The following is a 14,422-nucleotide window of genomic DNA, read 5'->3' as shown; positions in this document are numbered from 1 at the left end:
AGCCGGTCGTTGAGGAGGGTGGCCAGGCGGTCGGGGTCGAAGTGGGTTCTGGGCTGGGCGCTGGGGAGCAGCTAGGGACTGGTGTCGCGGTGGATGAGGGGGCGGCGTCCGGGGGTTGCTTGTTCGGCGAGCTGGTGGACGAGTGCGGCGAGATTGGGTGGCAGCAAGGCCGGCTGACGGCCGAAGGTCAGGTAACTGCGGGATCCCATGGTGGTGAGGTGGTCGCGGGTGGGGACCAGGGTTCCGGCAACAGTCAGCACGGTGTCCCTGCGGAACCGTTTGCGTGGCAGGAGCGCGAGCAAGGGCCGGAGGTGGTTGATGATGCGTTGGCGCCCGACTGCAACGCCCCAAACAGCGGCGTCAGTTGGCGCAGCATGAGGGTGGTCCGCCAGTAGGCGGCGACCAGGAGCACCCGGTCCTCCAGCGGTAGGCTCCAGGGTCGGCCCTTGCGCACCGGGTCGGCGCCCCTCGCGTCGTAACGCTGCGATCGGCTGGCCGAACTGACGCGAGGTCAACTCGACGAACGAGGCTGTCCAGGACGGCTGCGACGCCGTGATCACACCAGCCACGTGACGAGCATCCCCCCTGCAAGATCACGCACTGGGCACCTTCGAAGGCAAGGGCCGCCTCCGCCTCGTAGGCGTGGGAAAAGCCTTTGCCGCGATGCACGTCGTGACTCGAAACTGAGGTCATGCTCGGATTCGTCAGGACCGACAACGAAACCCTCGTCGCGTGCTTGGGCGACGCTCAGCGTACCGTTGTGGCGTACCGCGAGCTGCTGCGACGTGGGGAGACCGCGCTGAGCGCCGTTCGCGCCGGGCTGCGTGACGAGAATCCGACCATCCGTGAGGGCTGCTGCCGCCTTCTCGATCACCTGGTCGACACTGAGTCGATGGGCGAGCTCCTCGCCATGGCCGACGACCCCGACGCCCGCGTCAGGATCGCCGCATTCCACGCTCTGGCCTGTGACCGGTGCAAGGGCGACACCTGTGCACCGGGCCCGGACCAGATCCTCGAACCCGCGCTGCACCACCTGGTTTCAGACCCCGACCCGCATGTCCGGGCCAGGGCTGCCGAACTCGCCGGCAAGTTCGCGCACTCCGATGTACGCGCCCTTGCCGCCTTGAAGGCGTCCCACGCCAACGACCCGAGCCCCGCAGTACGGAAGAAGGCGGGCTGGTTCACACCCGGCGGGACCATCTACGAACGGACTCTTCCGCCCGCGACCTGATAACGGGACTTCCTTGAGGGCGCCGTGGCCCGCCAGACCATTGCGTGACGGCGGCGACTTGACGGATTCATCGCCGACGACACGGACGCACCTGGCGCGGGGCGGCTTCAGTCGTCGCGCCCGGCACCGCGATCGGGTGCGCTCATGTCCCCCGTCGCGGGTGTGCCGTCGGCGAGTCCGTAGCGCAGGTACACGGTGCCCTTCGGGCCGGCTACCGGCAGTTCGAGGAGCGTGACGTTCGTGGGCACCGCGCCACCGTCGAACACCTTCTTCCCTACGCCGAGCACGATCGGGTGCACCCAGAGGTCGAGTCGGTCGAAGAGCTGCTCGCGCAGGAGGGTCTGCACCAGGTTCAGGCTCCCGACGACCTTCACGTGCTGGTGCCGGTCACGGATCTCGCGCACCGCGCCGGCCAGATCAGGGCCGAGCTGAGTGGACCCGGCCCACGAGAGATTGGGCTTGCCGCGGGAGGCCACGTACTTCGGGACGCTGTTGAAGAGCGTGGCAATCTCGTTGTCCTCGCCGCCCTCCTGGTACGGCCAGTAGGCGGCGAAGATGTCATACGTCCGCCGGCCGAGCAGGAGGGCGTCCGTGCCCTCGTACGCGGCACCGATCTGCGCCCCGGAGACCTCGTCCATCAGGGGCGCCTGCCAGCCGCCGAACGGGAACCCCACCGGGTCCTCCTCGGGGCCGCCGGGCGCCTGCCCGACGAGGTCGAGGGTCGCGAACAGCTCGATGTGGATGAGGCCCATGCCTTACTCCCGATGAGTTGGTTGTCTCGGTCGGCAGGTAGACCTGTGGGCACCGGCAGACTCATCGCTGCGACGGCACCCAGCCGCTGTCGCCGCTGCGTTCCAGCGATACCCCCCCTGCTCGCGTGCCGCGCAGACCCACAGTTGCCCGACGACGACGGTGATTACTCAAGTAGGTCCAGAAGTGAGACGTACGAGCCTGATGAGCGCAGTGGATGTGCCGGAACCGCCACGTCACCGTGGTCACCGCCGCCGATGCGCTCCTTCTGGATAGGGTCGGAACGTGGCCCCCAGCAGCAGACAGCCGGACGACTCGTTCGCCCAGGAAGCACGGGGTGAACTGTCGCCCCGTGCGGCCCGTGCGCTGTGGTGGGGGACGGCCGGCCTGGTGCTCTCCGTCCTCGGCACCTCGGTGCTCGTCGCCGGCACGGAACACGGCCGACGACTGCCCGTGGCCGTGGCTCTGGTCCTCTCGCAGGCCTGCGCCCTGAGGTGGCAGGCGCGCGCCCCGGTCGCCGTACTGGCCGCGAACGCGGCGACGGGGCTCGCGGTGTGGGCGCTGCTGCCCGCGGTGACCTTGACGGGGGCGCTGCTCGCGGCGCAGTTCGCCTTGTGCGTGCTGTCGGCCACCAGACCGCGGCGGGTATCGGTGCGGGCGCTCGTGGCGATGTGCCTGCCGGCACCGCTGGCGTTCGGGGCGGGCGGCATCGCGGGGCTGGCGGTCTATCTGCTGACGGTGGTCCTGGCGTGGACCGCGGGGCAGTGGCGCCGGGCACAGCAGGCGCGGACGAGGGCGGAGATGCGCCGGGCTGTGGTGGAGGAGCGTGCGCGGATCGCGCGCGAGGTGCACGACATCGTGGCGCACACCCTGTCGGTGATGGTCGTGCAGGCGGGGGCCGCCGACGACGTGTTCACCGAACGGCCCGAACAGGCCCGTCAGGCGCTGCGGGCCATCGATACGGGCGCCCGCTCCGCGCTCGGTGAACTACGCCTGCTGCTCCGTGCGTTCGGGGCCGATACGGGGGAGGAGGGGGCCGGGGAACAGCGGCAGCCGGGGCCCTCACTTGTGCGCCTGGACGAGCTGGCCGACACCGTGCGCGCGACGGGAATGACCGTGCACGTGCACCGCGAGGGCCCCACTGACGGGCTGCCGGCCGCGGTGGACCTGGCGGCGTACCGGATCGTCCAGGAGGCCCTCACCAACACGCTGCGCCACGCGGCCGGTGCCACCGAGTTGAGTGTGCGCGTGACGGCCGAAAGGGAGTGCGTGAGGGTCATGGTGGTCGACAACGGGCGTACACAGCAGGGGCGTTCGGCCGCGGCGGGAACGGGGCGCGGTCTGGTGGGGATGAAGGAGCGGGCACGGCTCGTGGGTGGCAGCCTGCGCGCCGGTCCGCTGCCCGGAGGCGGGTTCGAGGTGGCGGCGCGGCTGCCGACGGAGGGCGCGTCATGACGCTGCGCGTGGTGGTGGCCGACGACCAGGCCCTCGTCCGTACCGGATTCCGCATGATCATCGACGCCCGGGACGACCTCGAGGTGGTCGGTGAGGCGTCCGACGGTCGGGAGGCGGTGCGGCGGACACGGGAACTGGCGCCCGACGTCGTGCTGATGGACGTACGCATGCCCGTCGTGGACGGCATCGAGGCGACCCGGCAGATCGTGGAGTGCGGCAGTCCGGCCCGGGTCCTCGTACTGACCACCTGGGACGTGGACGCGCACGTGGTCGCCGCCCTGCGGGCCGGGGCGAGTGGCTTCCTGCTGAAGGACATGCGCCCTGCCGAACTCGTCGAAGCGATCCGCCTCACCGCGCGCGGCGACGCGCTGCTGGCGCCGACCGTGCTGAGCCGTGTCCTCGACCGGTTCCTGCGCACCACACCCGACCTGGCGCCGCCGCCCTCCCTGCAGGACCTCTCCGGCCGCGAGCGGGAGGTGCTCACCCTGATCGGGCAGGCGCTGTCGAACGCGGAGATCGCCCAGCGGCTCGGCCTGTCGGAAGCCACTGTCAAGAACCACGTCACCGCGGTGCTGCGCAAACTGGGCCTGCGCGATCGCGTCCAGGCCGTCGTCGCCGCCTACGACCACGGCCTCGTGCGGCCGCGCCGCCCCTGACATCGCCGTCTCCTCCTCAAGGATGAGGCCGGGCCGCGATCCTCCTGCGTTCCCAGTGCCAGGCCGTTCCCGTGGCCGATCCGTTGCCGGGGTGCGCGGCCATACCGTCGAGCTGTGATCGACGACCTGGCCTGCCTCATGTATCTGCTCGCCCACGACGACGCGGCCGAAGGCCCCTACGACCGCTCTCGGACGGAGTTGCTGGTCCGTGCCGCCGCCCTGGTCGACCTCGCGTCGCGCGGTCGGCTGAGGGAGGACCGCGGCACGGTCACCGTGTCCGGCACGGAACCGACAGGAGACCCCGTCCTGGACGGCGTTCTGCGCGACGCCGCCGCCGGACACGGCTGGAAGGCACTAGTACGCCGCCACCGCAAGCGGACCCTGACGGAGGTGGAGGACCGGCTCGCCGCGGCGGGACTCCTCACCGTGAAGGTGCCCCGCACCCGCTTCGGCGCACGGCGGCTGACCGTGACGGACCGCGCCGTGCCCGCCGCACTCCGCGCCCGCGCGTCCGCGGCGCTGCACGGGGACGGATCTGTGCACGAGATCCCCACAGCCGACGCTGCGCTGCTGGCGCTGGCCGCGGCGGGCGGCATCCGCTCGGTCGTGTCACGGCATGACCAGAAGACCTTCCGGGCTCGTATCGACGCCTGCACGGGGCGTCTCGCCGCCCTCGCGCCCGGCCTGGAGACAGCAGTACGCGCTCTGCCGATGACCATGATCGCCGCACAGGGCGGCATGGGCGGCAGCTGACCGGACGGGGAGAAAATGAGCATGCACCGCCTCCTGACCACCGCACTGGGCTGCGCCCTGACCGCCGTCCTCGCGGCGGCCTGGTCCGCGGCGCCACCGACGGAGCCCACCCGGCCCACCGCCACGACGGTACGCACGACGGAGCCCGTTCGGCCCACCTCCGCCACGACGGTGCTCACCCACGACGGCCCGGTGCGGGGCACCGCCCACGACGGCTACCGCACCTTCGAGGGCATCCCCTACGCGGCGCCCCCGGTCGGCGGGCTGCGCTGGGCGCCGCCCCACCGCTCGATCCCCTGGCCCGGGGTACGGGACGCGACCCGACCCGCGAGCGCCTGCCCGCAGCCGCCCGGCGAGGTGCCCGGCGGCAGCACCGACGAGGACTGTCTCCACCTGAACGTCACGACGCCCGACGGCGCAGGACCGACCCGCCCCCGGCCGGTGATCGTATGGCTGCACGGCGGCGGCTTCACCACCGGAGCGGGCATCTCGTACGACGCCCACCGCATGGCCACGCGCGGCGACGTCGTGGTCGTCACCGTCAACTACCGCCTGGGCGCCCTCGGTTTCCTCGCGCACAGCGGGCTGCCCGGCTCCGGTACCTTCGGCCTGGCCGACCAGCAGGCGGCGCTGGGCTGGGTCCGCGCCGAGATCGGCGCCTTCGGCGGCGATGCGCACAACGTGACGCTGGCCGGCGAGTCGGCGGGCGGCTACAGCGTCTGCGCGCAGCTCGCCTCACCCGCCGCCGCGGGGCTCTTCGACCGGGCGATCATCGAGAGCGGTCCGTGCACAGGGCGCCCCGACCGGCCGTTCGCCCCGTCCTCCGTCCCCCTGTCCACGGCGCGCGCCACGGGCGCGGACCTCGCGGCGAAGGTCGGCTGCGGCTCCGCCAGCGACGTCCTGGCCTGCCTGAGGCGCGTAGACGTCTCCCGTCTGCTCACGGCCCAGGACACCGATCAACAGCCTGCCTACGCAACCCCGTTGCTGCCGGTCGACCCCGCGGCGGCGATCACCGTCGGCCGCTTCCACCACGTCCCCGTCCTCATCGGCAACAACCACGACGAGGGGAATGGCTGGGCCGCCGGGATCATCCAGGCCGGCAACCCCGTCACCCCCGACACCTGGCCCGACATCGTGGCCGCCTTCTTCCCCTCCCCGGGGCAGTCCTTGGGGCAGGCGAAGGCGATCGTCCGCGAGTACCCGGTGCACCGCACCGACGGGGGCCCCGTGTTCGGCGCGGTCATCGGCGACGCGGACTTCGCCTGCCCGACGGAACGCACCGACGACCTCCTCGCCACCCAAGTTCCCGTATGGCGCTACGAGTTCGCCGACGAACACGCCCCGCCGCTCACCTCGGGCACACCGCCGTTCCCGCTCGGCGCACCGCACGCGAGCGAACTGCCCTACCTGTTCGACCTGGGCGGCCGCCCCCGCGACCTGACCGCGGCACAGCACCGGCTGGCCGACACCATGATCGACTACTGGGCCCGCTTCACCCGCACCGCCGACCCGAACGGCCCGTCGTCGCCGCACTGGTCCCGGCAGACGGTGCTGTCCCTGGCGCCCGACCGCATCGTCCCCACCCGCACGGTGCGGCAGCGCCACCACTGCGCGTTCTGGAACGCCCTCGGATGACCACGGTGTACGCCAGGGGTGGAGGTAGGACCACCCCTCATCCGGTGTTCAGGCCCAGCGACCAGGAGCGCGGCGGGCGGCAGGATCCATGTCGTAGGCAACGAACCGACGCACCTCGCCGGCGACGAACCGACGAGGAGCCCACCACACCGACCCAGGGGGACACCCATGAACGAAACCGTCGCCAGGCGCCTGACCGGCCTCGCCGGCATCGCCACCGCAGCCGCCTTCATCGTCGAAGTACCCCTGTACTTCATCTACTCCGGCCCGCCGCCGGACGCGAACGTCCTGGCCAGGCTGCTGATCGGAATCGTCGCGCTGGCGTTCCTGATCGTGTTCGTGACGGCCTTCCGCGAACTGGTCAAGCGGGCGAACCCGGCCTATGAATGGGTCGGCACGATGGCCTTCGCCACCGGACTGGTCTACGTGACGATCACCCTGGTCTCCAGCGGGCTGGAAGCCGGCGCGGTCATCGCCGCCGACCACCCGATCGACCCGACCGTCACGGTCAGCGGCACCTACATCCTCTACGGGTCGATCGGCCGCCTCATGCTCGCCCTCTTCCTGACCACGGTGGGCTACGGCATCTCCCGTACGAACCTGCTGCCGCCCTGGACCGGCCGCTCTGCCTTCGCCCTGGCAGGGGTCAACCTGGTCTTCGTGCCGTCCCTGTTCTTCGGCAACAACCCCGCACACTTCTACGCGGCGAACGGCTGGGGCACCACCGCCCTGATGGGCGCGATCCTCAGCTACTGGATGCTCGCCCTGGGCATCTCCACCTACCGCAGCGCCGCACGACGTGTGCATGCCGGCTCCCCAGCCCTGCAGTCCTGATGCCGCCTGCGCAGAAGACGGTCGCGATGCCAACTGCCTTGGACTGAACCGCCGACCCGGCCCCCACGCCCCTGGCGGCCGTCCATCCTGTGCGTGTTCGGGACGAGTTCGGGACACAAGGGTAGGAGCAGACTGACCAGGACCGAGGGGTGCGACCCGACTCACTCCGCCTGACCTGAAAAACGTAGCGAATGGGCGTCGATCGACAAGCGCCGCCAAGATCCTCGAGGACTCACAAACCGCCGGCCGTGGGTTCGAGTCCTACCCGCCCCACCCGAGGGGCTGTCTTAAAAAGAGCGTTTTGTCCCGACAGGGCTATTTGGTTCGAGGTTCAGGTGCCGCGCCAGTTCGGGGTGGATTCGAGGGTGAGGCGTCGGCTCATGAGGTTGATCACCGCGACGTGGACTGTGGCTTCGCAGCGGCGGGGGCGGGTTTCGTGGTCGCGGGCCAGTCGGCGGTGGTGCATCAGTCAGCCGAAGGTGATGCCGAGGTGGGCGCCGTGGTCGATGGCTTTGGTGCGGTAGCCGGTGTCGGCCCACGCTTTGGTCACGCGCGGGTGGGTGGCGGCGATGTGAGACATCAGATGCATGCCGCCGGCATTGTCGGAGACGCTCGCCGAGGTGACCCGGACAGCCGGCAGCAGACCGAGGGTGTCTATTCCGATATGGCGCTTGTGGCCTGCGATTTCCTTGCGGGCGTCAATGCCCTGGCCGGCCGCGGGCGCGTTCGCCGAGGTCTTCACACTGTGTGCGTCCAGCACGCAGGCACCTTGGCTCACCGTCGCGGCTTTCGGCCTCCCGCACCCGGCGATGCAGCGAACCATTGAGCCGGCCGAAGATGCCTTCTTTCTGCCAGGCGGCGAAGTAGCCGTAGGCCGTTTCCCGCGGTGCGAAGTCGTACGGCAGGTAGCGCCAGGGAATGCCGGTGCGGTCGACGTAGAGGATGGCGTCCATGATGGGGCGCAGGTCGTGCTCGGGTGGACGGCCGATGTCCAGGATTTTGCTTCTTCGCTCGGCCCGCCAGGCTGACAGAACGGGTTCCAGCAGTTCCCAGCGGGCATCGGACAGGTCGCTGGGATATGGGCGGTGTCGTGTCATGTTTCGGCAGTACTGCCTGGCGCGGTGCGAGCCCAGCCTCGTCGGCGCTGAGGACAAGCCCGCCCAGATGGCCGCCGCCACAGCGCGCACGGCCACGGCGGTCGATCTCGGGATGCCCGGCTTCACCCAGATCGCCGGACGCGACAGCGACACACGAAGACGGATACGCTTCGGCGACTCAAGAGATCGGGAGCACGATTCGGGGGTGTCATGAGTCGGCCGTTGCTTTTCCTCGACGTCGACGGACCCCTGAATCCGTATGCGGCGAAACCTGAGAAGCGCCCCGCGGGTTACACCACACTCCGCGTCCCACAGCAGAGCGGGGCAACCGGGGAGCCGGGGAGACTGCGGACCCGCATGAGGCCACTACGGGTGTGGCTCAACCCCGACCACGGGCGGGCGCTGTTGGCTCTCGGCTACGAGATCTGCTGGGCCACAACCTGGATGAGTGATGCGAACAAGTGGATAGGACCCGTGCTCGGTCTGCCCGAGTTGCCGTTCGTGGACTTCGGTAACGCCCTGCTCAACGAGCGCCCTGATGGAGTTCATTGGAAGTCCGCACCGTTGGTGGAGTACGCCAACGGCCGACCGTTCGCCTGGGTGGACGACGAACAGAGCGACGCGGATCATGCGCATGTGTCTGCCAACCACCGCGCACCCGTCTTGCTCCACCACGTCAATCCGCGGATTGGTCTGCGAAACGACGACTTCACGACCCTCGCGGCCTTCGCAGCATCCGTCGGTACGTCAACAGACACTCCCTGAGTGGCAAGCAGCCGTGCCTGGTTCAGAGAATCCGAAGCCCACCTGAACTGGGCACTCATCACCATGATGACCCGACGCCTGACTCTGACTCGCTAAAGCCCCGCACCGACAGTCGGTCGAAAAAACCCAGGCTGCTCAGGGGTGATTCCATACGAGCGGAGAGCACCAGAACAGCCGTCGCCGCAGCCGCGCCAAGGCCTACGACCGATCGGTGGCCTCATGGATCCGCGCTGTCGAGCACTAGTGTCCTGAGTCGTTTAATTCGTGTGCAGTATGCGGCGAGGGTGTCGAGGATGTCGTCGGCGGTCTTCGTCCAGACGAACGGCTTGGGATTCTTGTTCCACTCGTTGATCCAGCCGCGGATGTCCCGTTCGAGTTCGGCGACGCTGTGGTGGGCCGAGCGGCGGAGTTAGCGGCAGGTCAGTTCGGCGCACCAGCGCTCGACGAGGTTGAGCCAGGACGCCGAGGTGGGGGTGAAGTGCAGATGGAAGCGGGGGTGACGGAGTAGCCACTTCTTGACCGGCTCGGTCCTGTGGGTGGCGTAGTTGTCGAGAACCAGGTGCAGTTCGATATTGCCTGGAACGGCGCCGTCGATGACCTTCAGGAAGCGCAGGAACTCCTGATGGCGGTGGCGGCGGTAGTGCTGGGCGATGACCGAGCCGGAGGTGATGTCGAGGGCGGCGAACAGGCTGGTGGTGCCGTGCCGGACGTAGTCATGGGTCATCTTCGCCGGCGTGGTCGGCGCCATCGGCAGCACGGGCTGGGTCCGGTCCAGGGCCTGTATCTGCGACTTCTCGTCCACCGCCAGGACCAGAGCGTTCTCCGGCGGGGACAGGTAGATGCCCACCACGTCGCGGACCTTGGTCACGAACTGCGGGTCGGTCGACAGCTTCCAGGTCTCCACGATGTGCGGCTTGAGGCCGAACGCCCGCCAGATCCGCGAGACCGCCGACTGCGACATGCCCTCCGCCTGGGCCATGGAACGCGTCGACCAGTGCGAATCACCCGTCGGTGGCGCCTGGTCCAGCGTTCTGGCGACCATGGCCTCGACCTGCTCGTCCGTGATCTTCCGCGGAGCCCCCGAGCGCGGCCGGTCCACCAGGCCCTCCAGCCGATCTGCCAAGAATCGGGCCCGCCACTTGCGCACCGTCTCCCGCGAGACACCCAGATCGAGCGCGACCTGCGCATTCGGCAGGCCCTCCGCGCACGCCAGCACGATCCTCGATCGCAACACCAACGCCTGAGACGCCGTCCGCTTACGCAACCAGCCACGCAGCACCTGGCGTTCGTGATCGGACAACTCCAGCGACAACGGCTTCGGACCAGGCACCACCCCATCCTATGACCGCCCTTGAACTTTGGACTCAGGGCACTAGCGCGTGGGGGTGCCGAGGACCTTCCCGAGCGTGATGGCTACGTCGAAGTCCCGATCCCATGTGAGTGCGACGAGGTCGTCGAACTCCGCCTCAGGGCGGAGCAGATTGAGGACGTCGGCTTCGAATACTGAGCCCGGTTCTGCGAGGTCGAGCGCCTCGTCGCGGAAGCAGCGGTACGTGTTGCGTGACCGGAACATGACCGAGTACCCACCGTCTACGAGCTCTCCCACGGAGACATCCCACTTCGCTTCAAGCGCCTGCAGTGTGCCGGCGACGTCGTCGGCGTTGAGCGGCTCGGTCAACAGATCCGCTCCCACCGCTTCTCGGGCCGAATCCAACGGAAGCGTCTCGTCCCAGAGCACCGAGAGGTGGCGCTCGAAACCGATGTCCTCGCGAACTGTTTTGTCGAACTCCAGGTAGTCGGTGTCCAGCTTTATACGCATCCAGCGGGTAATCCAGAGGACCGGGGCGCTGATCAGATTCGCCCGCAACGAGCCATTGCCTTCACCGTAGACAGATTCACGGATGCTCGTCAGCAGCTCTTCGCAGTGGTAGTCCTTGCAGAACCGGAACAAGTGAGCCGACCGCCGTGGCAGACCGTCCCAGCGCGAAGACTGAGGGAGGGGGAAATCAGCCAGAATCTCCTCCAGTTCGCGTTGGAGTCCCGACTTGGCGGCCGACATCACGAGAGCGTCGTCGTTCTCGTCCCACCGCCCGGCGCCCTCATAGTCGAACTTCGCCTTGCACGAGGAATATATAACGGCTTGAGCACATGTATTGAACAGCTCCGTGCTCACCCGGTACGCAACCTCGCAGTGATAGTTGAGGTTGAATCGGTCGAGCTCTCCGTCGGCGACCCGCTCGAAGACATGCTTCGCCGACAGGACGTCTCTGGCGGCACGACCGAGGATCCGCTCGACCTCCCCGGACGAGCTGTCGGCGGACGTTTCGTTGGGGCGCAGATCATCGGAGATCTCCTCGATTGCCGAGTCGAGCCGCTGAAGGGTTACCCGAAGCATGCCGCGTACGGTGTCGATTCGGAGCCGCTGCGCCTCATCTTGGAGCAGCATCTGTTCAATGATCAGGTCGAGGTCGGCCAGGAAGGGGTAGCGGTCGCGCACAAGCGCGTGTCGGCGCCCTCGGGCGTTCTGCTTCGTGAACATCTCGGTTATGACGAGGCCGAGTGCAAAGATATCCGCCGGCTTGCCGATACCGAGGGCGTTGTTCCTCACCATCTGCTCGGGAGCAAGGTAGTTCCGGTTCACCAAGAGGTCCCCGCGATTCGTGAGCAAGGAGTCCTTGAAATGTGCGATGCCGAAGTCGGCCAGGACGAGCCGACGCGCATCAGGGTCGACGAGGACATTCTCAGGTTTGATGTCGCGATGCACTATGCCGTCGCCGTGCACGTACGCGAGCGCATCACAGAGCTGGCGCGCGTAGTCGAGAAGCACCTCAGCATCGATTTCGTCGTTGATCACGTTTCGCAGCGTCATAGGGTAGAAGTCCATGACGTAGTAGAAGAAGTTCGCGTCCTCTGAGCGCGCGTGGATACTCACGACGTTCGGGTGGCTCGATGTCTGCCCGTACTCGATCTCCTGCTTGAAACGCTTGTTGCGAGCGGAGTCCGCGTCGCGGTCCTTCTTAATCCGTTTGACTGCGAACACCTGACCGTCGGGCTTACGGCGGGCCTTCCACACCACGGCTGATCCGCCCTCTCCCGGAGCTGAATCGCGCTCGTAAGTGACTCCGTCGATGATGAACGGTTCGTTCTTCGGCATGAACCCACCCTACTGACCCTCGGGGCGGTGACGTCGGCCAATTGCCGCCAGGACCAGAGCGTTCTCCGGCGGGCGAGGTAGATGCCCGCCACGTCGTGGACCTTGGTCACGAACTGCGGGTCGGTCGACAGCTTCCAGGTCTCCACGATGTGCGGCTTGAGGCCGAACGCCCGCCAGATCCGCGAGACGGCCGACTGCGACATGCCCTCCGCCTCGGCCGTCGAATGTGTCGACCAGTGCGAATCACCCGTCGGTGGCGCCTGGCCGAGCGTTCTGGCGACTAGCTAGGGCCCTGACCTGCTCGTCGGTGATCCTTCGCGGTGGCCCCGAACGCGGTCGGTCCGCCAGGTTCTCCAGCCGGTTCGCGGCGAACCGGGACCGCCACTTGCGTACCGTCTCTCGCGAGACGCCCAGATCGTCCGCGACCTGTGCGTTCGGCAGGCCCTCCGCGCACGCAGGCACGATCCTCGATCGCAACACCAACGCCTGGGACGCCGTCCGCTTACGCAACCAGCCACGCAGCACCTGGCGTTCGTGATCGGACAACTCCAGCGACAACGGCTTCGGACCAGGCACCACCCCACCCTATAACCGCAAGCAAACTAACGACTCAGGACACTAGCTCAATCGGACGGCGTCACCGGGGACCACATGCCGAACCACTGCTCGGCGCCGTAGGCCTCAAACCGCTCTACCTCGGTGAACCCCAGCTTTGCCGCGAGGCGCATCGACCGGACATTGGCGGTCTGGGTGGCGAGCACCACTGGTTCGCCGGGAAGCGCGCCGGCGAACCAGTCGAGTGCTGCTGCGCACGCCTCGGCGGCGTACCCCCGACCCCACGCCTCCGGCAGGAACAGGTAGCCGAGCTCGGCCTTCCCGGCAGCCTGACGAAGGTGCCCCGTTTCTCTGTAGAGCGTGATCTGGCCGATCATCGCTCCGTCGAGATCGACCATGAAACGGCCGGGGCGTCGGCTGGGCGTCCCGGGCATCGCGCGCTCGAGCTCCTCACGCGGCCGGGGCCCACCGAGGTAGGTGCCCACCTCTGGCGAGGCCAGCAACTCGATGACCGCCGCACGGTCCCGGGCCTCGGGCTCACGGAGCACGAGCCGCTCGGTCTCTATCGGGGCAGGTGGCCAGGAGACGGGTCCAAGCTCAGTCATGGCGGGCAACCTATCGCACGCCCACCGGGCAGGAGCTGCAGAGATGGCCTATTGGTGAGAAGGCTTTGTTCCGGAGCCCCTACCGGACTGTCGAATACGGTGAACGTCCCTCACCCCCGGAAAGTGGCTGGAATCGATTCAACGGTTGCAGGAACTACTCGATCCCTGAGGCGCGTTCGAGCCACTTGTACAGAGCAGCTTCGAGTTCTGGGTCCTGGACCCGGAGAACGCCACGCCGGAGGCGGCCGCCTCCCTGGAGCGGACGAACGCCACGGGAATCCCTACTGCACAGCTCACGGGCGTGGATACCGCGTACTGATGCGAGTCGCCGGACAGAAATCACCTGCGCCGGGTCATGCGGCACCCGCCGGAGCAGCTTCTGGACGTCTTCGCATGAGTCCATGTGGAGAGCCGACCGAACCTGTGCGAAGGCGCACGCCTCGTGGGATCCTTCCGCGCTCACGGGGCTCACTGCACGCGCGTATCGCGCGGAGGGAGTAACTCCTGTCACGAGTCCCGCTTTTGATGGGCACATCGGTGCCTGGAAAGCCCAGATCGAATTTGCGAACCGGCGATCTCGTGCTCCTCTGAACCACGCAAAGAAGCCCGTCGGAGCGAGCAGCCTGGACAGCTTCGAATCGCCCCGACGGGCACCGACGTCCCGACGTTGGTGCCGTTCCGGCGGACGTCGTATGTCGCATTCCGCTGAAGCTCACGAGATGGAGGGGACTTGACCGGATCCGACGTGACTGTCCTGGCCCGAAACACCGACGTGGTTGTCGTCCCCCGTGACGACGATGAAATGCGGCTCGGTGATTCCGCCGGAGTCACCTGTGCCGCTGAGGTTGAAAGGGTGGGGTGACGGGGTTACGGGGGCTCCAGTCGCAGTCCGGTCTCGGTGATGAAGCCGTCGAGCGCTTCGGGGCGGCGTT

The 14,422-nt window shown here is 68.1% G+C and carries 11 protein-coding genes and 4 pseudogenes; 8 read left to right on the top strand and 7 right to left on the bottom strand.

Translation table 11 applies throughout. The annotated features are described in order from the left end of the window. Positions 1 to 191 precede the first annotated feature (191 nt). Positions 192 to 569 (bottom strand): annotated as a pseudogene (locus ACZ7M2_RS49850) (transposase family protein); the annotation flags it as partial. Between the two features lie 122 nt (positions 570 to 691). On the opposite strand from ACZ7M2_RS49850, the gene ACZ7M2_RS49845 reads away from it, so the two are divergent. After that, positions 692 to 1,231 carry a HEAT repeat domain-containing protein gene (locus tag ACZ7M2_RS49845; protein ID WP_471600952.1) on the top strand — a complete coding sequence of 180 codons (540 nt, stop codon included), beginning with the start codon at positions 692 to 694 and terminating at the stop codon, positions 1,229 to 1,231. A 107-nt stretch (positions 1,232 to 1,338) separates the two neighbouring features. Here the strand turns inward: ACZ7M2_RS49845 and ACZ7M2_RS49840 are convergent, their stop codons facing one another. Then, positions 1,339 to 1,983, bottom strand: a complete 645-nt coding sequence (locus tag ACZ7M2_RS49840; RefSeq protein ID WP_471600951.1) for a dihydrofolate reductase family protein — start codon at positions 1,981 to 1,983, stop codon at positions 1,339 to 1,341. A gap of 283 nt (positions 1,984 to 2,266) precedes the next feature. Here ACZ7M2_RS49840 and ACZ7M2_RS49835 point away from each other — a divergent pair, with 283 nt between their 5' ends. The 5 genes from ACZ7M2_RS49835 (at position 2,267) to ACZ7M2_RS49815 (ending at position 7,314) form a co-directional block, all read left to right on the top strand. Then, positions 2,267 to 3,436 (top strand): sensor histidine kinase, encoded by a 1,170-nt coding sequence (locus tag ACZ7M2_RS49835; protein WP_471600950.1) that lies wholly within the window; start codon positions 2,267 to 2,269, stop codon positions 3,434 to 3,436. Beyond that, complete coding sequence (locus tag ACZ7M2_RS49830) at positions 3,433 to 4,092, top strand: response regulator (protein ID WP_471600949.1); 660 nt, start codon at positions 3,433 to 3,435, stop codon at positions 4,090 to 4,092. Before ACZ7M2_RS49835 ends, ACZ7M2_RS49830 begins: the two co-directional genes overlap by 4 nt. 114 nt (positions 4,093 to 4,206) lie before the next feature. Beyond that, entirely contained in the window at positions 4,207 to 4,845 is a 639-nt protein-coding gene (locus ACZ7M2_RS49825; protein ID WP_471600948.1) for a GOLPH3/VPS74 family protein, read from the top strand. 15 nt (positions 4,846 to 4,860) lie between these two features. Beyond that, complete coding sequence (locus ACZ7M2_RS49820) at positions 4,861 to 6,480, top strand: carboxylesterase/lipase family protein (protein ID WP_471600947.1); 1,620 nt, start codon at positions 4,861 to 4,863, stop codon at positions 6,478 to 6,480. A gap of 168 nt (positions 6,481 to 6,648) precedes the next feature. Further along, a complete protein-coding gene (locus ACZ7M2_RS49815) occupies positions 6,649 to 7,314 on the top strand; it encodes a hypothetical protein (protein ID WP_471600946.1) in 666 nt (221 codons plus the stop codon). A 331-nt stretch (positions 7,315 to 7,645) separates the two neighbouring features. Here the strand turns inward: ACZ7M2_RS49815 and ACZ7M2_RS49810 are convergent. Next, positions 7,646 to 8,411, bottom strand: a pseudogene (locus ACZ7M2_RS49810) (IS5 family transposase). A gap of 210 nt (positions 8,412 to 8,621) precedes the next feature. Here ACZ7M2_RS49810 and ACZ7M2_RS49805 point away from each other — a divergent pair. Then, a complete protein-coding gene (locus ACZ7M2_RS49805; protein WP_471600945.1) occupies positions 8,622 to 9,176 on the top strand; it encodes a hypothetical protein in 555 nt (184 codons plus the stop codon). 240 nt (positions 9,177 to 9,416) lie between these two features. Here ACZ7M2_RS49805 and ACZ7M2_RS49800 read toward each other — a convergent pair. The 4 genes and pseudogenes from ACZ7M2_RS49800 to ACZ7M2_RS49785 all read right to left on the bottom strand — a co-directional run bounded on the left by ACZ7M2_RS49800 (position 9,417) and on the right by ACZ7M2_RS49785 (position 13,490). Continuing rightward, positions 9,417 to 10,506: pseudogene (locus tag ACZ7M2_RS49800) on the bottom strand (IS630 family transposase). Positions 10,507 to 10,548: 42 nt separating this feature from the next. Beyond that, on the bottom strand, positions 10,549 to 12,330 hold the full coding sequence (locus tag ACZ7M2_RS49795) for a serine/threonine-protein kinase (RefSeq protein ID WP_471600944.1): 1,782 nt from the start codon (positions 12,328 to 12,330) through the stop codon (positions 10,549 to 10,551). 243 nt (positions 12,331 to 12,573) lie between these two features. Further along, the gene (locus tag ACZ7M2_RS49790; RefSeq protein WP_471600990.1) at positions 12,574 to 12,792 is read right to left on the bottom strand and encodes a helix-turn-helix domain-containing protein; all 219 of its coding nucleotides are present in this window, start codon (positions 12,790 to 12,792) and stop codon (positions 12,574 to 12,576) included. A 161-nt stretch (positions 12,793 to 12,953) separates the two neighbouring features. Continuing rightward, complete coding sequence (locus tag ACZ7M2_RS49785; protein ID WP_471600943.1) at positions 12,954 to 13,490, bottom strand: GNAT family N-acetyltransferase; 537 nt, start codon at positions 13,488 to 13,490, stop codon at positions 12,954 to 12,956. A gap of 142 nt (positions 13,491 to 13,632) precedes the next feature. Here ACZ7M2_RS49785 and ACZ7M2_RS49780 point away from each other — a divergent pair. Beyond that, positions 13,633 to 13,956: pseudogene (locus ACZ7M2_RS49780) on the top strand (DUF5926 family protein); the annotation flags it as partial. Positions 13,957 to 14,422 lie beyond the last annotated feature (466 nt).

The organism is Streptomyces sp. NPDC111507, assembly GCF_055638955.1.
This window is presented reverse-complemented; position numbering and strand designations above follow the sequence as displayed.

What these genes read in the sequence shown, in the direction of transcription:
- ACZ7M2_RS49785 (WP_471600943.1), bottom strand. Translation starts at nt 13,490, where the DNA reads ATGACTGAGCTTGGACCCGTCTCCTGGCCACCTGCCCCGATAGAGACC.
- ACZ7M2_RS49820 (WP_471600947.1), top strand. Translation starts at nt 4,861, where the DNA reads ATGAGCATGCACCGCCTCCTGACCACCGCACTGGGCTGCGCCCTGACC.
- ACZ7M2_RS49845 (WP_471600952.1), top strand. Translation starts at nt 692, where the DNA reads ATGCTCGGATTCGTCAGGACCGACAACGAAACCCTCGTCGCGTGCTTG.
- ACZ7M2_RS49815 (WP_471600946.1), top strand. Translation starts at nt 6,649, where the DNA reads ATGAACGAAACCGTCGCCAGGCGCCTGACCGGCCTCGCCGGCATCGCC.
- ACZ7M2_RS49830 (WP_471600949.1), top strand. Translation starts at nt 3,433, where the DNA reads ATGACGCTGCGCGTGGTGGTGGCCGACGACCAGGCCCTCGTCCGTACC.
- ACZ7M2_RS49795 (WP_471600944.1), bottom strand. Translation starts at nt 12,330, where the DNA reads ATGCCGAAGAACGAACCGTTCATCATCGACGGAGTCACTTACGAGCGC.
- ACZ7M2_RS49805 (WP_471600945.1), top strand. Translation starts at nt 8,622, where the DNA reads ATGAGTCGGCCGTTGCTTTTCCTCGACGTCGACGGACCCCTGAATCCG.
- ACZ7M2_RS49840 (WP_471600951.1), bottom strand. Translation starts at nt 1,983, where the DNA reads ATGGGCCTCATCCACATCGAGCTGTTCGCGACCCTCGACCTCGTCGGG.